The organism is Acidimicrobiia bacterium (assembly GCA_030584185.1).
Lineage (GTDB): Bacteria > Actinomycetota > Acidimicrobiia > Spongiisociales > UBA11373.
Genome location: CP129495.1, coordinates 1,694,179 through 1,711,341 on the forward strand (window position 1 = coordinate 1,694,179; position 17,163 = coordinate 1,711,341).

Below are 17,163 nucleotides of genomic sequence, written 5' to 3' on the forward strand. Positions count from 1 at the left end.
TTTCGTGGACGAGTTCAGAGATACGACCAACAAGGAGTACGGGTGCCGCAGTTCTTCGACGAGCTGAAGATCGGCCTCGCCACCGCCAGCCAGATCAGGGCCTGGTCGCACGGTGAGGTGAAGAAGCCAGAGACCATCAACTACCGGACGCTCAAGCCGGAGAAGGACGGTCTCTTCGACGAGCGCATCTTCGGTCCGACGCGCGACTGGGAGTGCTACTGCGGCAAGTACAAGCGGGTCCGTTTCCGCGGTGTCATCTGCGAGCGCTGCGGCGTCGAAGTGACCCGAAACAAGGTGCGTCGCGAGCGGATGGGGCACATCGAACTGGCGGCCCCTGTCACCCACATCTGGTACTTCAAGGGCGTCCCCAGCCGGCTCGGCTACCTGATCGACATGTCCCCGAAGGACCTGGAGAAGGTGATCTACTTCGCCGCCTACCTCATCACCGACGTCGACGAGGAGCGCCGCCACAAGGACCTCCCCGAGCTCGAGGTGGCGCGTGACACCGAGATCGAGTTGGTCCGCAAGGAGTTCGGCGACTGGCAGGCGACCCGGCTCGAGCGCCTCGAGGCCGAGATAACCGGGATGGAAGAGGGTGGCGCCAAGGCACAGGAGATCTCCGCACACCGTCGCGAGGCCGATCGCGAGATCAAGGATCGCAAGGAGCGCGCCGACTTCGAAGAGGATCTGATCCGCGAGGCCTTCGACTTCTTCCGCGGGATGAAGGTCAAGGACCTGGTCGAGTCGGAGCAGCTGTGGCGTGAGGTGCGCGACCGATACGGCGAGTACTACGAGGGTGGGATGGGTGCCGAGGCGATCAAGGACCTCCTCTCCCGCCTCGACCTCGACGCCGAGATCGCCCGTCTCCACGAGGATCTGGAGGCCAAGTCGGCGCAGCGCCGGCAGCGCGCCACCAAGCGCCTCAAGGTGGTCACCCCGTTCCAGCAGGGCACCAACGGCCTGGAGGCGATGACCCTGGAGGCCGTTCCTGTACTCCCGCCCGATCTGCGCCCGATGGTTCAGCTCGACGGTGGGCGGTTCGCCACCTCCGACCTCAACGACCTGTACCGACGGGTGATCAACCGCAACAACCGGCTCAAGCGACTGCTCGACCTCGGGGCACCGGAGATCATCGTCAACAACGAGAAGCGGATGCTTCAGGAGGCCGTCGACGCCCTGTTCGACAACGGCCGCCGCGGCCGGGCGGTGACCGGTCCCGGCAACCGACCCCTCAAGTCCCTCTCCGACATGCTCAAGGGCAAGCAGGGTCGCTTCCGTCAGAACCTCCTCGGCAAGCGGGTCGACTACTCGGGTCGCTCGGTGATCGTGGTCGGGCCTCAGTTGAAGCTCCACCAGTGCGGCCTTCCCAAGGCGATGGCGCTCGAGCTCTTCAAGCCATTCGTCATGAAGCGCCTCGTCGATCTCGACCTGGCACAGAACATCAAGGCGGCCAAGCGCATGGTGGAGCGGCAGCGTCCCCAGGTCTGGGACGTGCTGGCCAAGGTGATCGAGGAGCATCCGGTGCTCCTCAACCGCGCTCCGACGCTGCACCGCCTCGGCATCCAGGCCTTCGAGCCCGTGCTGGTCGAGGGCAAGGCGATTCAGATCCATCCGCTGGTGTGCGAGGCGTTCAACGCCGACTTCGACGGGGATCAGATGGCGGTTCACCTTCCGCTGTCCGCCGAGGCGCAGGCCGAGGCGCGCGTGCTGATGCTCTCCGCCAACAACGTGCTCTCGCCTGCAAGTGGCAGGCCGATCGTCACCCCCAGCCAGGACATGGTCATCGGCGTCTTCTATCTCTCCGAGCTGGTCGAGGATGCTCCCGGCGCCGGCAGGTACTTCGCCGACCTGGATGAGGCGCAGATGGCCTACGACCTGGGCGAGTTGAGCGTGCATGCTCCGATCCACCTGCGCGTCGGCGATCTCGCCGGCGACCCGGAGCGATACACCGAGCTGCGCGATCATCTGGGGGCACTGATCCCGGAGAAGCCGGTCGACGGCTCCAAGCCCTTCGAGACGACGTTCGGCAGGGCGCTGATCAACACGGCCCTGCCCAAGGACTTCCCATACGTCAACGGGGTGGTCCTCAAGTCCGACATGAGGACCCTCATCGAAGAGGTCATCGACTACTACGACAAGTCGCAGGTCGGGGCGTTCCTCGACGCCGTCAAGGATCTCGGATTCACCTTCTCGACCCGTTCCGGGTTGACCATCGGGCTCAGCGATGTGAAGACCCCGGCGAACAAGGTGCAGATCCTCGAGGCCTACGAGGATCGAGCGGCTCGCGTCGAGGAGCAGTACCAGATGGGGATCATCACCGACGACGAACGCCGCCAGGAGCTGATCGTCATCTGGACCGAAGCCACCGACAAGGTCAAGGATGCCATGGAGGTGAGCCTCAAGGCCGACCGCTTCAACCCGATCGACATGATGGTTCGCTCCGGTGCACGCGGGAACATCATGCAGGTGCGCCAGATCGCCGGCATGCGCGGCCTGGTGGCCAACCCGAAGGGCGACATCATCCCGCGGCCGATCAAGGCGAACTTCCGCGAGGGGCTCTCGGTCCTGGAGTACTTCATCTCCACCCACGGCGCCCGCAAGGGTCTCGCCGACACCGCCCTGCGCACCGCCGACTCCGGCTATCTGACCAGGCGTCTGGTGGACGTGTCCCAGGAGGTGCTGATCCACAGTGAGGAGTCGGAGGATCCGGGCATCGCGGTCCCGGTGCGGGAGAACGGTCGACCGGTGCGCCTTCTTCGCAACCGGATCTTCGGGCGCATCCTGGCCGAGGACGTGAAGGTGGGTCGCACCGTGATCGAGACCGCCTCGGGTCGCAAGCTGAAGGCCGGCGAGCTGATCGATCGTGACGCCATGGTGGCCATCGAGGCCGCCGAGGAGGTGGCGGAGGTCCGGGTTCGTTCCCCGCTCACCGACACCTCGCGCCACGGGGTCAGCGTCGCCTCCTACGGGCTGAGCCTTGCCACCGGGCGAATGGTGGAGCCGGGCGAGGCGGTGGGGATCATGGCCGCCCAGTCGATCGGCGAGCCGGGCACCCAGCTGACGATGCGCACCTTCCACACCGGCGGCGTCGCCGGCGAGGACATCACCCACGGCCTCCCCAGGGTCACCGAGCTGTTCGAGGCGCGAGAGCCCAAGGGGAAGGCGCCGATCTCGGCGGTGGGGGGCACGGTGAAGATCGTGGACGACGAGGAGGGCCGCCGCATCGTGGTCACCGCCAAGGACGAGGAGGCCGAGTACAAGATCACCCGTCGTGCCCGCCTCAGGGTGCGTGACGGCGAGATCATCGAACCGGGTACGCCGCTCACGGAGGGCCCGCTCGACCCCAAGGAAGTCCTCGAGATCATGGGCGTCCGGGCCACGCAGCGCTACCTCGTGGACGAGGTGCAGGAGGTGTACCGCAGCCAGGGCGTGGACATCCACGACAAGCACATCGAGCTGATCGTGCGCCAGATGCTGCGGCGGATCCGTGTGGTCAACCCTGGTGATTCGAACTTCCTCCCCGCCGAGCTGATCGACGGCCAGGAGTTCAGGGAGATCAACCGACAGCTGGTGGCCGAAGGCAAGCGCCCCGCCGAGGGCCGTCCCGAGCTGATGGGGATCACCAAGGCGTCTCTGGCGACCGACTCCTGGCTCTCGGCGGCTTCCTTCCAGGAGACGACCCGGGTGCTCACCGAGGCGGCCATCCAGGGCAAGAGCGACTTCCTGCGGGGCCTCAAGGAGAACGTGATCATCGGCAAGCTGATCCCGGCCGGAACCGGAGCCGACCCGTATCAGTCGGTGCAGCCTTCGCTGCCGGGCGCCACCGTGGTCAGTGCCCTCGGGCTGTTCGGCGAGGCGCCGGCCGGTGTTCGGGGCGAGGACTCTCTCCCGTCCAATCCGGCCGAATGGCTGGCGTCGCTCGGTGGTGGAACCGACGGGGACGACGATCTCGAAGAGGGTGGCGAAGAGGAGTAGCGGCAACCGGCTGGAGCGACCGATTCGCCTGGATTTCCCGCTTTGCGTCGCCGTGGCGCGAGTCGCTATGATCGCACACCGCGACTTCGGTCCCGACCCCCCTTCTCGTGAAGGGTTGGCCCGGCTGCCTCAAGCCGGGCTAGATGCCTGAGTAAGGGGTTCATACGGGTCGACGCCTCCCCTTCGGGGCAGGTTGCCGACTCTCGCCGTGCAGCGTCCCGGGTTCGGGGCTGCGCTGCGCCGACAACGAGATAGTGGAGAGGGCAGAGTGCCGACCATTCAGCAGCTGGTCCGTCAGGGGCGGCAGGAGAAGTCGAAGAAGGACAAGACGCCGGGCCTGGCCGGGGCGCCGCAGCGACGCGGCGTGTGCACTCGTGTCTACACCGTCACCCCCAAGAAGCCCAACTCGGCCCTGCGTAAGGTCTGCCGGGTGCGCCTCTCGACCGGCACCGAGGTCACCGCATACATCCCCGGCGAGGGCCACAACCTGCAGGAGCACTCGATCGTGCTCATCCGGGGAGGTCGGGTGAAGGATCTTCCCGGCATCCGTTACAAGGTGGTGCGGGGAACCCTCGACGCCGCCGGCGTATCCGCCCGCAAGCAGGCTCGTTCCCGATACGGCGCCAAGAGAGGTTCGTAGCCATGCGTCGCGCCCCCGCCGTAGTCAAGCGCCTCGAGCCGGATCCGGTGTTCCGCAGCGTCCTCGTCTCCCAGTTCATCAACAAGATCCTGTGGAAGGGCAAGAAGGACCGGGCGCGTGCCATCGTCTACGGCGCGCTGGAGTTGGTGGAGAAGCGATCGGGTCAGGATCCGATCGGCGTTCTCAAGAAGGCCGTGGACAACGTGCGCCCGACACTCGAGGTGCGATCGCGCCGTGTGGGTGGCTCTGCGTATCAGGTGCCCGTCGAGGTACGCCCCAGGCGTTCGAGCACCCTTGCCGTGCGCTGGATGGTCGACTACGCCCGCAAGCGGCGCGAGAACACGATGATCGAGCGGCTCGCCAACGAGATCCTCGACGCCTCGACGCGTCAGGGCGCCGCATTCAAGCGCAAGGAAGACGTCCACAAGATGGCGGAGTCGAACAAGGCCTTCGCCCACTATCGCTGGTAACACCCCATGTCTACCGAGCTATCCCACCTTCGTCAGTATCCCCTGAGCCGGACCCGAAACATCGGGATCATGGCCCACATCGACGCGGGCAAGACGACGACGACCGAGCGGATCCTCTACTACACCGGTAAGACCTACAAGATGGGCGAGGTCCACGAAGGCGCAGCCGTCATGGACTGGATGGAGCAGGAGCAGGAGCGGGGCATCACCATCACCTCGGCTGCGACGACCTGCTTCTGGAAGGACACCTGGATCAACATCATCGACACGCCCGGCCACGTCGACTTCACGGTCGAGGTGGAGCGGTCGCTGCGCGTGCTCGATGGCGCCGTCGCCGTGTTCGACGCCGTCGCCGGGGTCGAGCCGCAGACCGAGACCGTGTGGCGTCAGGCCGACCGGTACAAGGTTCCCCGTGTCTGCTTCATCAACAAGATGGACCGGATCGGAGCCGACTTCCATGCCGCCTTCGAATCCATCGTCCGTCGCCTCGGCGCCCACGCCGTGGCGGTGCAACTCCCCATCGGCGCCGAGAGCGCCTTCACCGGCGTCATCGATCTGGTGGAGATGAAGGCCCACATCTGGCCCGACGAGACCGGTGAGCGGTGGGAGACCGTCGACATCCCCGCCGAGCACATGGACCAGGCCCGCCAGTGGCGCGGCAAGCTGCTCGAGGCCTGTGCCGAGGTCGACGAGAAGCTCCTGGAGAAGTACCTCGAGGACCTGGAGATCTCCGCCGACGAGGTTCGCGCCGCCCTGCGGGCCGGCACCATCGGCAACCTGTTCGTGCCGGTGCTCACCGGGGCCGCATTCAAGAACAAGGGTGTTCAGCCGCTGCTCGACGCCGTCGTCTGGTACCTGCCGAGCCCGGTGGACCTGATGCCGGTGACCGGTTTCAAGCCAGGTGACGAGGAGGTGGCGATGGAGCGCCGTCCCGCCGACACCGAGCCGTTCTCCGCCATCGCCTTCAAGATCATGACCGACCCCTACGTCGGCAAGCTCACCTACATGCGGGTCTACTCGGGGCACCTCTCCAAGGGCGACAGCGTCCTCAACTCCACCAGCGGCAAGAAGGATCGGGTGGGCCGCCTGCTGCGCATGCACGCCAACCATCGCGAGGACATCGACGACGTGTTCACCGGTGACATCGTCGCCGTGGTCGGTCTCAAGTCGGTCACCACCGGCGACACCCTGTGCGCTCCTGAGAAGCCGATCCAGCTGGAGTCGATGACCTTTCCTGCCCCGGTCATCTCGGTGGCCATCGAGCCCAAGACCAAGTCGGACCAGGACAAGCTGGGTGACGGGCTTCATCGACTCGCCGACGAGGACCCGACGTTCCTGGTGCGGACCGACGAGGAGACCGGCCAGACGATCATCTCGGGCATGGGCGAGCTCCACCTCGACGTCCTCGTCGATCGGCTGCGCCGGGAGTTCAAGGTCGATGCCAACGTGGGCCGGCCGCAGGTCGCCTATCGGGAGACGATCAAGAAGGCGGTGAGCGAGGTCGTGTACCGCCATGTGAAGCAGACTGGCGGTAAGGGCCAGTTCGCCCATGTCGTGATCAGCATCGAGCCCACCGGGCCCGGCGGCGGGTACGAGTTCGTCGACCAGACCAAGGGCGGTGCCGTACCCAAGGAGTACATCCCGGCCGTCGACGCCGGAATCGAGGCCGCCCTCGAGGCGGGGGTGCTCGCCGGATACCCGATCGTCGACGTGCGCGCCGTGCTCGTCGACGGCTCCTCGCACGCCGTCGACTCCTCCGAGATGGCCTTCAAGATCGCCGGCTCGATGGCTCTCCAGGAGGCCACCCGCAGGGCAGGTCTGCAGCTCCTGGAGCCGGTGATGTCGGTGGAGGTGGTGACGCCCGAGGAGTACATGGGCGACGTCATCGGCGACCTCAACTCCCGTCGCGGCCAGATCGGCGAGATGGGCCAGCGCGGCAACAGCCGCGTGATCTCGGCGATCGTTCCGCTCGCCGAGATGTTCGGATACGCCACCGACCTGAGGTCCCGTACCCAGGGACGGGCGGCCTACACGATGCAGTTCGATTCGTACATGCCGGTTCCGGAGGGCATCGCCGCCGAAGTGGTGGCGAAGGTCCGCGGCGAGTGAAACAGGAGACATGACGGATGGGTAAGGAGAAGTTTGAGCGGTCGAAGCCTCATGTGAATGTGGGGACGATGGGTCATATCGATCATGGGAAGACGACGTTGACGGCTGCGATCACGAAGGTGTTGTCGGAGTCGGGTGTTGGGGGGACGTCGTTTACGGCGTTTGATCAGATCGATAAGGCTCCTGAGGAGCGTGAGCGTGGGATCACGATCGCGATTGCTCATGTGGAGTATGAGACGGAGAATCGGCATTACGCGCATGTGGATATGCCGGGTCATGCTGATTATGTGAAGAACATGATCACGGGTGCGGCTCAGGTGGATGGGGCGATTCTGGTGGTGTCGGCTGCTGATGGTCCGATGCCCCAGACCCGGGAGCATGTGTTGTTGGCGCGTCAGGTGGGTGTGCCTTACATCGTGGTGTTCTTGAACAAGGTCGACATGGTCGATGATCCCGAGTTGTTGGATCTGGTGGAGTTGGAGGTTCGGGAGCTGTTGTCGGCTTATGAGTTCCCGGGTGATGAGGTTCCGGTGGTTCGGGGGTCGGCGTTGAAGGCGCTCGAGGGTGATGCCGAGGCTGCGGGTCAGGTCCTGGAGTTGATGGCTGCTGTGGATTCGTATGTTCCTGAGCCTCAGCGTGCTGTGGATAAGCCGTTTCAGATGCCGGTTGAGGATGTGTTTTCGATCACGGGTCGGGGCACGGTTGTGACCGGGCGTGTGGAGCAGGGCATGTTGACGGTGGGTTCGGAGGTGGAGATCGTTGGTATTCGTGCGACGCAGAAGTCCACGGTGACCGGGGTCGAGATGTTCCGCAAGCTGTTGGATGAGGCTCGTGCTGGTGACAATGTGGGGTTGTTGTTGCGGGGGGTGGGTAAGGAGGATGTGGAGCGGGGTCAGGTGGTGTGTGCTCCTGGTTCGATCACGCCTCATACCGAGTTCGATGCTCAGGTGTATGTGTTGACCAAGGAGGAGGGTGGTCGTCACAATCCGTTCTTTTCGGGGTATCGGCCGCAGTTCTATTTCCGGACGACGGATGTGACCGGGTCGATCGAGTTGCCTGGGGGTACCGAGATGGTGATGCCTGGTGACAACACCGAGATGCGGGTGACGTTGTTGAACCCGATTGCCATGGACGAGGGTCTGCGGTTCGCCATCCGTGAGGGTGGCCGTACCGTGGGCGCCGGCCGCGTCGTCAAGATCCATAAGTAACGCGACAAGAAACGAGACCACGCAGATGGCAACGCAGCACAGGATCCGGATACGCCTCAAGGCGTACGACCACGAAGTGGTCGACGAGTCGGCGCGCAAGATCGCCGAGACCGTGGTCCGCACCCAGGCCACGGTGAAGGGCCCGGTTCCGTTGCCGACCGAGGTTCATCGTTACGCAGTGATCCGTGGCCCCCACGTCCACAAGGACTCGCGCGAGCACTACGAGATGCGAATCCACAAGCGGCTGCTCGACATCATCGACCCGACGCCCAAGACCGTGGACTCGCTGATGCGCCTCGACCTTCCTGCCGGAGTGGAAGTGGAGATCAAGACGTGAAGGCGATCCTCGGCGAGAAGCTGGGCATGACCCAGATCTTCGATGAGCAGTCACGGGCCGTTCCGGTGACCGTCATCAAGGCCGGGCCGTGCCGCGTCGTCCAGGTGAAGCGTCCGGAGATCGACGGCTACGGCGCCATCCAGATCGCCTATCGCGAGATGGTGCCCGGCCGGGTCACCAAGCCGATGCGAGGGCACTACGAGCGGGCCGGGGTGACGCCGCACCGCCATCTCGTCGAGCTGCGGGTCGACGACCCGGGCTCGTACAGCATTGGCCAGGAGATCTCGGTGGCCGACGTGCTCACCAAGGGGGGCCGCGCCGACGTCGCCGGCGTCAGCCGGGGCAAGGGATTCCAAGGCGTCATGAAGCGCCACAACTTCAGCGGGCAGGGTGCCAGCCACGGAGCGCACCGCGTCCACCGCGCTCCAGGTTCGATCGGGGCCTGCGCCACTCCGTCGCGGGTCTTCAAGGGGATGCGGTTGCCGGGTCGAATGGGTGGGGAGAAGGTCACGGTCCTCAATCTCGAGATCGTCGAGGTCGACTCGGCGCGCGGCCTTCTCATGCTGCGAGGTGCCGTTCCCGGCGCCAAAGGCGCCGTCGTACTGGTTCGTGAGGCGGTGAAGTCGAATGGCTGAAGCGCCCAAGGCACCCCTGTTCGATTCGGCCGGCAGTCTCACCGGAGAGGTGACGCTCGACGCCGCCGTGTTCGGGATCGAGCCGAACACCGCGGTGATGCATCAGGTGATCACCGCTCAACTGGCTGCCGCTCGCGCCGGCACTTCGTCCACCAAGACCAGGGGCGAGGTTCGGGGCGGGGGCAAGAAGCCGTGGCGGCAGAAGGGCCTGGGCCGTGCCCGGCAAGGCTCTACCCGTTCGCCGCAGTGGAAGGGCGGTGGGGTGGTGTTCGGACCCAAGCCGCGGGACTACGCGCAGCGCACACCGCGCAAGATGCGCCGCCTGGCCCTCTACAGCGCACTCTCCGATCGTGCCGCTTCGGGCGAGGTGAAGGTGGTGTCGGCATTCGACTGGGAGACCCCGAAGACCAAGGCGGCGGTCGCCCTGCTCGAGGGCATGGGAGTCGCCGGCAAGGCCCTGTTCGTGATCGGCCGGGCGGATCGCACCGCCGAGAAGTCGGTCCGCAATCTTCCGCACGTGCGGGTGCTGCCTTCGGACCAGCTCAACGCCTACGACGTCCTGTGGGCTGACACGCTCGTGTTCAGTTCGGCGACGGTCCAGGGCATCGGTGAGCGCAGGTTCCGGGTGGCCGAGGACGACTTCGTGATCGAGGACGACGGGAGCGAGACATGAAGAACCCGCGCGACATCATCATCGCCCCGGTCGTCTCGGAGAAGTCGTACGACCTGATGGAACAGGCCGGGACCTACACCTTCCGCGTGGACCCTCGCGCCAGCAAGACAGAGATCAAGCAGGCGGTCGAGGTGATCTTCAAGGTGAAGGTCACTCGGGTGAACACGATCAACCGCAAGGGGAAGCGCAAGCGCACCGGCTACGTCTTCGGACGCCGGCCGGACTCAAAGCGCGCCCTGGTGACCTTGGCCCCCGGAGCCGAGATCGACATCTTCGGAGTGAAGTAGACATGGCGAACAGGCACCCCCACATGATCTGCCACCGGCCGATGGCCGCCGCCGGTCGCGCCCTGGCCTCGAACCTGCAGGAGGTCGGCTGATGGCAGTGAAGAAGTACAAGCCGACCTCTCCAGGGCGGCGTTTTCGCACCGTCTCCGACTTCGCCGAGATCACCAAGGACTCGCCGGAGAAGAGCCTGATCGCCAAGCACGGCTCCACCGGCGGCCGCAACTCGTACGGCCGCATGACGTCGCGCCACCGCGGCGGCGGTCACAAGCGCCGCTATCGGATCATCGACTTCCGCCGCACCAAGGACGGCGTTCCCGCCAAGGTCGCCGCCATCGAGTACGACCCGAATCGGAACTCCCGCATCGCCCTACTCCACTACCTGGACGGGGAGAAGGCGTACATCCTCGCTCCCCAGAAGGTGGGCGTGGGTGACATGCTCGAGTCGGGTGCCGGGTCCGAGATCCGTCCCGGCAATGCATTGCCCCTGCGCAACATCCCGGCGGGCACCGTCGTGCACGCCGTCGAACTGCGACCCGGAGGCGGAGCCAAGATGGGTCGGTCGGCCGGTGTCGGTATCCAGCTCGTCGCCAAGGAGGGCTCCGTGGCGCTGCTGCGGCTGCCTTCGGGTGAGATGCGCAACGTGCCGCTCGACTGCCGCGCCACGATCGGTGAGGTCGGCAATCCGGAGGCCGAACTGGTCAAGTCAGGCAAGGCGGGTCGCAGCCGCTGGCGCGGAGTGAGGCCCCAGTCACGCGGCGTCGCCATGAACCCGGTCGACCATCCGCTCGGCGGCGGCGAAGGGAAGTCCAGTGGTGGGCGCCATCCGGTGAGTCCATGGGGCAAGCCCGAGGGCCGCACCCGCAAGAAGAAGAAGGCGAGCGACTCGATGATCGTACGTCGACGCACCAAGAAAGGGCGGAGGTAGGCCATGAGCCGATCCCTCAAGAAGGGGCCGTTCGTCGACGAACACCTTCTCAAGAAGGTGGAGCGGGCTGTCAAGAGCGGCGACAAGCGGGTCATTCGCACCTGGAGTCGCCGGTCCACGGTCATTCCGGAGATGGTCGGTCAGACCATTGCGGTTCACGATGGCCGCAAGCACGTGCCGGTTTACGTCACCGAGTCGATGGTCGGCCACAAGCTGGGCGAGTTCGCCCCCACCCGCACCTTCCGTGGCCACGGTGGCGACAAGGCGGCGAGGAAGCGATGAAGGTCCGCGCCCGCGCCTCGTACATCCGGCAGTCGCCGTTCAAGATTCGCCAGGTGCTCGACCTGGTGAGGGGCCTGCCGGTGCCACGCGCCCGGGAGGTCCTGACACTCACCAACCACCGTGGCACCGAGCCGGTCCTGAAGGTCCTCGATTCGGCCGTGGCCAACGCCTCGCACAACCACGCTCTGGACGCCGGCGAGCTGCGGGTGGTCGAGGCCTTCGCCGACGAGGGGCCGATGCTCAAGAGGTTCCGCCCGCGGGCACGGGGCCGCGCCACCAAGATCCTGAAGCGAACCAGCCACATCACGATCGTGGTCGGTGACGGACACGACGAGGAGAACGCCTGATGGGACAGAAGATCCACCCGTACGGGCTGAGGCTCGGCATCGTCACCGACTGGAAGTCGCGCTGGTACAGCGAGAAGGACTACGCCCGCCAGGTGGTCGAGGACTCGAAGGTTCGAGACCTCCTCGATGCGGAACTCGTGCGCGGCGCCGTGTCGCGTGTCGAGATCGAGCGGATCGGGGACAAGAAGGTGCAGGTGGACATCCACACCGCCCGTCCCGGGGTGGTGATCGGGCGCAGCGGCACCGAAGTCGATCGGCTCCGCAGCCTCCTGGAGCAGCTGACCGGGCGCGAGATCAAGATCAACGTCATCGAGGTGCAGGACCCGGAGACCGATGCCCAACTGCTGGCACGCAGCATCGCCGATCAGCTCCAGGGCCGGGTCTCGTTCCGGCGGGCGCTGAAGCGAGCCGTTCAGACGGCGATGAAGGCCGGTGCCCAGGGTGTGCGCGTCGAGGCATCTGGTCGCCTCGGTGGCTCCGACATGGGCCGGCGCGAGTGGTACCGCGAGGGTCGAGTTCCGCTGCACACCCTGCGAGCCGACATCGACTTCGGACAGGCGACGGCACGAACCACGGTCGGCGCCATCGGGGTGAAGGTTCACGTCTACAAGGGCGACGTCGTCGCCTCGTTGTCGGCCACCCGGGAGAAGATCGCCGCCGAGGCGGCGCTCGCCGCCGGTGGTCCGGCTTCGCGTCGCGCACCCGCCAAGGCGCGCGCCGAGCAGGCCGCCGGTGAGAGGCCGCGCACCCTGATCGAGGCAGGCGGCGGCAAGCGCCTGGTCGAGGCAGGGGGCGGCAAGCGCCTGGTCGAGGCAGGGGGCGGCCGTCGCGTCGACGCCGATTCGGCCGAGGCAGAGTTCGAGGAAGAGAGGGCGACCGCCGACGAGACGATCGACGTCAAGTCGGCGGACGAGACGCCGGCCACCGAGCCTGCAGAGGCCACCGAGGCCGCAGAGGCCGCCGAGGCTCCGACGAGCCCTCCGGCGGAGGAGGCGTCGCCCAAGAAGAAGCCCGTTCGGCGCCGCAAGGCCGCCGGCGAGGATGCTGCGGCGGATGCCCCGGCAGCCGACGAGGAAGAAGGGAAGAGCTGAGCCATGCTGATGCCCAAGCGCACCAAATGGCGCAAGCAGCAGCGAGGGAGCATGACCGGCTCCGCCAAGGGCGGTACCAGGGTCTCCTTCGGCGACTTCGGCCTTCAGGCCCTCGAACCGGCCTGGATCACCGCCCGCCAGATCGAGGCCGCTCGTGTCGCCATGACCCGTCACATCAAGCGCGGCGGGAAGGTCTGGATCACGATCTTCCCGGACAAGCCGGTCACTCAGAAGCCGGCCGAGACCCGGATGGGGTCGGGCAAGGGCAACCCCGAGTTCTGGGTCGCCGTGGTCAAGCCCGGGCGGATCATGTTCGAGCTCTCCGGGGTGGATGAGCCGCTCGCCAGAGAGGCGCTTCGACTCGCCGGCCACAAGCTGCCGGTGCGGACCAAGTTCGTGACACGGGAGGAAGCATGAAGGCCACCGACCTGCGCGACCTCTCCTATGAGGAGTTGACTGCGAAGCTGGACGAGGCGAAGACCGAGCTCTTCAACCTCCGGTTTCAGCTCGCCACCAACCAGTTGGACAACATTGCCCGGATCAGGACCGTGCGCCGCGAGGCCGCCCGTATCGCCACCGTGATGCGGGAGCAGGAGATCGAGGCCTACACGCGGATGGAGGAAGAACAGCGATGAACGAGCGCGCACGCCGCAAGGTGCTCACCGGTGTCGTGGTCTCTGATGGAGCCGAGAAGACCGCCATCGTCGAGATCGTGGAACTGAGCCGCCATCCGATCTATCACAAGACGGTTCGCTCGACCAAGCGGCTGCACGTGCACGATGAGGCCAACGACGCCCACATCGGTGACACGGTCAAGGTGATGGAGACCCGTCCGCTGTCCAAGACCAAGCGCTGGCGTCTGGTCGAGATCGTGGAGCGTGCCCGATGATCGGCCAGGAGAGCAGGCTGAAGGTGGCCGACAACACCGGTGCCCGTGAGGTGCTTTGCATCCGGGTGCTGGGCGGCTCCGGTCGCAGGTACGCCGGGATCGGTGACGTCATCGTCGCCACCGTGAAGGACGCCGTCCCCGGCGGCACGGTGAAGCGCGGCGAGGTCGTGAAGGCGGTCGTGGTTCGCACCCACAAGGAGCGTCGCCGGCCGGACGGAACCTACATCCGGTTCGACGACAATGCCTGTGTGATCATCAACGATCAGCAGCAGCCGCGCGGCACCCGCATCTTCGGGCCGGTTGGCCGCGAGCTGCGCGACAAGAAGTTCATGAGAATCGTTTCGCTCGCCCCGGAGGTGCTGTGATGCGATTGCGAAAGGGCGACACCGTGAAGGTGGTCTCGGGCAAGGACAAGGGCAAGGAGTCCCGCATCGCCCGGGTGATGCCCAAGGAGGGCAAGCTGATCGTGGAGGGTGTCGCCACCGCCAAGCGTCACACCAAGCCCCGCGGGCAGACCATGCAGGGCGGCATCGTGGACAAGGACATGCCCATCGACGCTTCCAATGTGATGATCGTCTGTCCCACCTGCGGTCCGACGCGCATCGGGCAGCGGTTCGATGGCGACGGCCACAAGCGTCGCGTCTGCGTCAAGTGTGGAGGTGACCTGTGATTCCGCGGCTCAAGCAGGAGTACGCCGATCGAGTGGCGAGCGAGATCAAGGAGTCGCTGGGTCTCGACAACCCGATGCTGGTGCCCCGCCTCTCCAAGATCGTGGTCAACATGGGCCTTGGGGATGCCGTCAATGACAAGAACGTCGTCGAGTCGGCACTCACCGACCTCGCCACCATCACCGGGCAGAAGCCGCGTGTCAACCGGGCTCGGCGTTCGGTGGCCAACTTCAAGCTGCGTGAGGGCATGCCGATCGGCGTCTCGGTGACCATGCGTGGTGACCGCATGTGGGAGTTCTTCGATCGACTCATCTCGGTGGCGATCCCACGGATTCGCGACTTTCGCGGGCTCAACCCGAAGTCGTTCGACGGGCGCGGAAACTACACGTTCGGCGTGACCGAGCAACTGATCTTTCCCGAGATCGACTACGACAAGGTGGCGAAGGTGAGAGGGATGGACATCACCATCTGCACGACGGCGGGCGACGACGAGGGCGGCAAGGCCCTCCTCGACGCCTTCGGTTTCCCCTTCCGCCGCCCCCAGACCCAGCAGGCAGGTGTTTGATGGCAAAGAAGTCCCTTATCGCCAAGGCGAGTCGCGAGCCCAAGTTCAAGGTGCGCGGGTACAGCCGTTGCGGGCGGTGCGGAAGGTCGCGAGCCTTCCTCCGTCGTTTCGGCATGTGCCGGATCTGTGTGAGGCAGCTGGCCCATCGCGGCGAGCTTCCCGGCGTGAGAAAGGCGTCCTGGTGATGATGACCGACCCGGTTGCCGACATGCTCACACGGATCCGCAACGCCTCCCAGGCGCTCCACGCCACGGTTGCGATGCCCGCATCCAAACTCAAGGAGGAGATCGCCCGCATCCTCGTGGCCGAGGGCTACGTGGCCTCGTACGAAGTGAAGGGTTCCGGGGTGCGACGCACTCTCGAGCTGACCCTGCGCTACGGCGCAGACCGCAAGCGGGTCATCGAGGGCCTGCGGCGGGTGTCGAGCCCGGGAAGCCGCATCTACGTGGGGGCCGACGAGATTCCCAGGGTCAACGGCGGCCTCGGCGTCGCCGTCGTCTCCACTTCCCAGGGCCTGCTCCCGGACCGCGAGGCGCGTCGGCGCCGTCTCGGCGGCGAAGTCCTCTGCGAGGTGTGGTGATGAGCCGGATCGGCAACGCCCCCGTCGCCGTGCCCTCCGGGGTGGAGGTTGCCGTCGACGGCGTACGCGTGACGGTCAAGGGCCCGCGCGGGTCGCTGACGCGTTCCTTCCCCGACCTGGTGTCGTTCACCGTCGACGAGGGCGTGGTCACCGTGTCGCGCGCCGATGACGAGCGCCGGTCGAAGGCGATGCACGGGCTCAGCCGCGCCCTGCTGGCCAACATGGTCACCGGTGTCTCCAGCGGCTTTCGCCGCGAGCTGTCGCTGGTCGGTGTCGGATATCGCGCCGCCCAGCAGGGGAATGGAGTCGAACTACAGGTCGGATTCTCCCACCCGGTGAAGATCGATGCCGTCGACGGGGTGGAACTCGAGGTTCCCGAGCCGACGAAGATCGTCGTCTCCGGGATCGACAAGGAGTTGGTGGGGCAGGTGGCCGCCGACATCCGGTCGGTTCGTCCCCCGGAGCCATACAAGGGCAAGGGGATTCGGTACTCGGACGAGACCATTCGCCGCAAGGCCGGCAAGTCGGGAGTTTCACGATGAAGACCAGGGACAAGGCGCGCACCCGCCGCCACCTTCGGGTACGGCGCAAGCTGAGCGGTTCCACGGCACGGCCGCGATTGGCGGTGTTTCGCAGCAACCGTTACATATATGCCCAGGTGATCGACGACGAGTCGGGTCGCACCGTGGCGGCGGCTTCCTCCCAGGAGCCGGCGCTGAGGGAGCGGACGCTCTCCGTGGGCACCGCCGCCGAGGTCGGCCGTCTGCTGGCAGAGCGCTGCAAGGCGGCGAAGGTGACCACGGTGGTCTTCGACCGTGGCGGATTCGCCTACCACGGACGGATCAAAGCGCTGGCCGATGCGGCTCGCGAGGGAGGTCTTGAGTTTTGACGTCGAGAGATTCGCGTGACAGACGCAGGGGTGACGGCTACGCCGCCGATGGTCCCCAGTTCGAGGAACGCGTCATCCACATCAATCGTGTGTCCAAGGTGGTGAAGGGCGGTCGTCGCTTCTCCTTCACGGCACTGGTCGCCGTGGGCGACGGTGCCGGAAAGGTGGGTGTCGGTTACGGCAAGGCCAAGGAGGTCCCCACCGCCATCCAGAAGGGGATCGAGAGCGCCCGCAAGACGATGAAGCCGGTGCCGATGGCGGGGACCTCGATCATCCACGAGGTGATCGGCGTCCACGGGGCTTCGCGCGTCCTGGTGAAGCCTGCCGCCCCCGGGACCGGTGTGATCGCCGGCGGGGCGGTACGTCAGATCCTCGAGGCTGCAGGCATTCGCGACGTGCTGGCCAAGTCGCTTGGATCGGCAACCCACATCAACGTGGCGCGAGCCACGCTCGATGCGCTTCGTTCGCAGCGGCGACCGGACCAGGTTGCCAAGCGACGTGGCAAGACCGCCGAGGAGGTCACCCCTCCTGCACTTCTCGCCGCCTACCGGGCCGCCGAGCTGGGCCGCGCCGCCCGGTCGGATACCTGAGGG

General features: G+C 66.1%; 24 protein-coding genes. All 24 read left to right on the forward strand.

All coding sequences use genetic code 11. From position 1 onward, the window contains the following. Positions 1-42 precede the first annotated feature (42 nt). Entirely contained in the window at positions 43-3,975 is a 3,933-nt protein-coding gene (locus tag QY307_08700) for a DNA-directed RNA polymerase subunit beta' (protein ID WKZ82154.1), read from the forward strand. Positions 3,976-4,243: 268 nt separating this feature from the next. Further along, positions 4,244-4,615 carry a 30S ribosomal protein S12 gene (rpsL, locus tag QY307_08705; GenBank protein WKZ82155.1) on the forward strand — a complete coding sequence of 124 codons (372 nt, stop codon included), beginning with the start codon at positions 4,244-4,246 and terminating at the stop codon, positions 4,613-4,615. 2 nt (positions 4,616-4,617) lie between these two features. Further along, positions 4,618-5,085, forward strand: a complete 468-nt coding sequence (gene rpsG / locus QY307_08710) for a 30S ribosomal protein S7 (GenBank protein ID WKZ82156.1) — start codon at positions 4,618-4,620, stop codon at positions 5,083-5,085. 6 nt (positions 5,086-5,091) lie between these two features. Further along, positions 5,092-7,194: an elongation factor G gene (gene fusA / locus QY307_08715; protein ID WKZ82157.1), complete on the forward strand. Its 2,103-nt coding sequence runs from the start codon at positions 5,092-5,094 to the stop codon at positions 7,192-7,194. A 17-nt stretch (positions 7,195-7,211) separates the two neighbouring features. Then, the gene (gene tuf / locus QY307_08720) at positions 7,212-8,402 is read left to right on the forward strand and encodes an elongation factor Tu (GenBank protein WKZ82158.1); all 1,191 of its coding nucleotides are present in this window, start codon (positions 7,212-7,214) and stop codon (positions 8,400-8,402) included. Between the two features lie 25 nt (positions 8,403-8,427). Then, complete coding sequence (gene rpsJ / locus QY307_08725) at positions 8,428-8,739, forward strand: 30S ribosomal protein S10 (protein WKZ82159.1); 312 nt, start codon at positions 8,428-8,430, stop codon at positions 8,737-8,739. Between the two features lie 26 nt (positions 8,740-8,765). Beyond that, complete coding sequence (gene rplC, locus QY307_08730; GenBank protein ID WKZ83782.1) at positions 8,766-9,374, forward strand: 50S ribosomal protein L3; 609 nt, start codon at positions 8,766-8,768, stop codon at positions 9,372-9,374. Continuing rightward, positions 9,367-10,047: a 50S ribosomal protein L4 gene (rplD, locus tag QY307_08735; GenBank protein WKZ82160.1), complete on the forward strand. Its 681-nt coding sequence runs from the start codon at positions 9,367-9,369 to the stop codon at positions 10,045-10,047. The genes rplC and rplD overlap by 8 nt, the downstream gene beginning before the upstream one ends. Then, positions 10,044-10,334 carry a 50S ribosomal protein L23 gene (gene rplW, locus QY307_08740; GenBank protein ID WKZ82161.1) on the forward strand — a complete coding sequence of 97 codons (291 nt, stop codon included), beginning with the start codon at positions 10,044-10,046 and terminating at the stop codon, positions 10,332-10,334. The genes rplD and rplW overlap by 4 nt, the downstream gene beginning before the upstream one ends. A 91-nt stretch (positions 10,335-10,425) precedes the next feature. Next, on the forward strand, positions 10,426-11,259 hold the full coding sequence (rplB, locus tag QY307_08745) for a 50S ribosomal protein L2 (GenBank protein ID WKZ82162.1): 834 nt from the start codon (positions 10,426-10,428) through the stop codon (positions 11,257-11,259). A gap of 3 nt (positions 11,260-11,262) precedes the next feature. Beyond that, positions 11,263-11,541 carry a 30S ribosomal protein S19 gene (gene rpsS, locus QY307_08750; GenBank protein WKZ82163.1) on the forward strand — a complete coding sequence of 93 codons (279 nt, stop codon included), beginning with the start codon at positions 11,263-11,265 and terminating at the stop codon, positions 11,539-11,541. Further along, entirely contained in the window at positions 11,538-11,888 is a 351-nt protein-coding gene (rplV, locus tag QY307_08755; GenBank protein WKZ82164.1) for a 50S ribosomal protein L22, read from the forward strand. Before rpsS ends, rplV begins: the two co-directional genes overlap by 4 nt. After that, positions 11,888-12,979, forward strand: a complete 1,092-nt coding sequence (rpsC, locus tag QY307_08760; protein ID WKZ82165.1) for a 30S ribosomal protein S3 — start codon at positions 11,888-11,890, stop codon at positions 12,977-12,979. The genes rplV and rpsC overlap by 1 nt, the downstream gene beginning before the upstream one ends. A 3-nt stretch (positions 12,980-12,982) precedes the next feature. Continuing rightward, positions 12,983-13,396, forward strand: coding sequence for a 50S ribosomal protein L16 (gene rplP / locus QY307_08765; protein WKZ82166.1), 414 nt, complete (start codon positions 12,983-12,985; stop codon positions 13,394-13,396). Further along, positions 13,393-13,614, forward strand: coding sequence for a 50S ribosomal protein L29 (gene rpmC, locus QY307_08770; protein WKZ82167.1), 222 nt, complete (start codon positions 13,393-13,395; stop codon positions 13,612-13,614). The genes rplP and rpmC overlap by 4 nt, the downstream gene beginning before the upstream one ends. Continuing rightward, complete coding sequence (rpsQ, locus tag QY307_08775; GenBank protein ID WKZ82168.1) at positions 13,611-13,868, forward strand: 30S ribosomal protein S17; 258 nt, start codon at positions 13,611-13,613, stop codon at positions 13,866-13,868. The genes rpmC and rpsQ overlap by 4 nt, the downstream gene beginning before the upstream one ends. Continuing rightward, positions 13,865-14,233: a 50S ribosomal protein L14 gene (rplN, locus tag QY307_08780; protein ID WKZ82169.1), complete on the forward strand. Its 369-nt coding sequence runs from the start codon at positions 13,865-13,867 to the stop codon at positions 14,231-14,233. The genes rpsQ and rplN overlap by 4 nt, the downstream gene beginning before the upstream one ends. After that, positions 14,233-14,538, forward strand: coding sequence for a 50S ribosomal protein L24 (gene rplX, locus QY307_08785; GenBank protein WKZ82170.1), 306 nt, complete (start codon positions 14,233-14,235; stop codon positions 14,536-14,538). The genes rplN and rplX overlap by 1 nt, the downstream gene beginning before the upstream one ends. Next, positions 14,538-15,101: a 50S ribosomal protein L5 gene (gene rplE / locus QY307_08790; GenBank protein WKZ83783.1), complete on the forward strand. Its 564-nt coding sequence runs from the start codon at positions 14,538-14,540 to the stop codon at positions 15,099-15,101. Before rplX ends, rplE begins: the two co-directional genes overlap by 1 nt. Continuing rightward, positions 15,101-15,286 carry a type Z 30S ribosomal protein S14 gene (locus QY307_08795; GenBank protein ID WKZ82171.1) on the forward strand — a complete coding sequence of 62 codons (186 nt, stop codon included), beginning with the start codon at positions 15,101-15,103 and terminating at the stop codon, positions 15,284-15,286. The genes rplE and QY307_08795 overlap by 1 nt, the downstream gene beginning before the upstream one ends. Next, the gene (gene rpsH, locus QY307_08800) at positions 15,283-15,681 is read left to right on the forward strand and encodes a 30S ribosomal protein S8 (GenBank protein WKZ82172.1); all 399 of its coding nucleotides are present in this window, start codon (positions 15,283-15,285) and stop codon (positions 15,679-15,681) included. The genes QY307_08795 and rpsH overlap by 4 nt, the downstream gene beginning before the upstream one ends. Beyond that, the gene (rplF, locus tag QY307_08805) at positions 15,681-16,223 is read left to right on the forward strand and encodes a 50S ribosomal protein L6 (protein WKZ82173.1); all 543 of its coding nucleotides are present in this window, start codon (positions 15,681-15,683) and stop codon (positions 16,221-16,223) included. The genes rpsH and rplF overlap by 1 nt, the downstream gene beginning before the upstream one ends. After that, the gene (gene rplR, locus QY307_08810; GenBank protein ID WKZ82174.1) at positions 16,220-16,570 is read left to right on the forward strand and encodes a 50S ribosomal protein L18; all 351 of its coding nucleotides are present in this window, start codon (positions 16,220-16,222) and stop codon (positions 16,568-16,570) included. The genes rplF and rplR overlap by 4 nt, the downstream gene beginning before the upstream one ends. Beyond that, positions 16,567-17,160 (forward strand): 30S ribosomal protein S5, encoded by a 594-nt coding sequence (gene rpsE, locus QY307_08815; protein WKZ82175.1) that lies wholly within the window; start codon positions 16,567-16,569, stop codon positions 17,158-17,160. Before rplR ends, rpsE begins: the two co-directional genes overlap by 4 nt. The last annotated feature ends 3 nt before the right edge of the window (positions 17,161-17,163 follow it).

Bases quoted from the DNA above. Each gene is read 5' to 3' on its own strand.
- rpsG (WKZ82156.1), top strand. From the start codon at position 4,618: ATGCGTCGCGCCCCCGCCGTAGTCAAGCGCCTCGAGCCGGATCCGGTG.
- fusA (WKZ82157.1), top strand. From the start codon at position 5,092: ATGTCTACCGAGCTATCCCACCTTCGTCAGTATCCCCTGAGCCGGACC.
- tuf (WKZ82158.1), top strand. From the start codon at position 7,212: ATGGGTAAGGAGAAGTTTGAGCGGTCGAAGCCTCATGTGAATGTGGGG.
- rpsJ (WKZ82159.1), top strand. From the start codon at position 8,428: ATGGCAACGCAGCACAGGATCCGGATACGCCTCAAGGCGTACGACCAC.
- rplC (WKZ83782.1), top strand. From the start codon at position 8,766: ATGACCCAGATCTTCGATGAGCAGTCACGGGCCGTTCCGGTGACCGTC.
- rplD (WKZ82160.1), top strand. From the start codon at position 9,367: ATGGCTGAAGCGCCCAAGGCACCCCTGTTCGATTCGGCCGGCAGTCTC.
- rplW (WKZ82161.1), top strand. From the start codon at position 10,044: ATGAAGAACCCGCGCGACATCATCATCGCCCCGGTCGTCTCGGAGAAG.
- rplB (WKZ82162.1), top strand. From the start codon at position 10,426: ATGGCAGTGAAGAAGTACAAGCCGACCTCTCCAGGGCGGCGTTTTCGC.
- rpsS (WKZ82163.1), top strand. From the start codon at position 11,263: ATGAGCCGATCCCTCAAGAAGGGGCCGTTCGTCGACGAACACCTTCTC.
- rplV (WKZ82164.1), top strand. From the start codon at position 11,538: ATGAAGGTCCGCGCCCGCGCCTCGTACATCCGGCAGTCGCCGTTCAAG.
- rpsC (WKZ82165.1), top strand. From the start codon at position 11,888: ATGGGACAGAAGATCCACCCGTACGGGCTGAGGCTCGGCATCGTCACC.
- rplP (WKZ82166.1), top strand. From the start codon at position 12,983: ATGCTGATGCCCAAGCGCACCAAATGGCGCAAGCAGCAGCGAGGGAGC.
- rpmC (WKZ82167.1), top strand. From the start codon at position 13,393: ATGAAGGCCACCGACCTGCGCGACCTCTCCTATGAGGAGTTGACTGCG.
- rpsQ (WKZ82168.1), top strand. From the start codon at position 13,611: ATGAACGAGCGCGCACGCCGCAAGGTGCTCACCGGTGTCGTGGTCTCT.
- rplN (WKZ82169.1), top strand. From the start codon at position 13,865: ATGATCGGCCAGGAGAGCAGGCTGAAGGTGGCCGACAACACCGGTGCC.
- rplX (WKZ82170.1), top strand. From the start codon at position 14,233: ATGCGATTGCGAAAGGGCGACACCGTGAAGGTGGTCTCGGGCAAGGAC.
- QY307_08795 (WKZ82171.1), top strand. From the start codon at position 15,101: ATGGCAAAGAAGTCCCTTATCGCCAAGGCGAGTCGCGAGCCCAAGTTC.
- rplF (WKZ82173.1), top strand. From the start codon at position 15,681: ATGAGCCGGATCGGCAACGCCCCCGTCGCCGTGCCCTCCGGGGTGGAG.
- rplR (WKZ82174.1), top strand. From the start codon at position 16,220: ATGAAGACCAGGGACAAGGCGCGCACCCGCCGCCACCTTCGGGTACGG.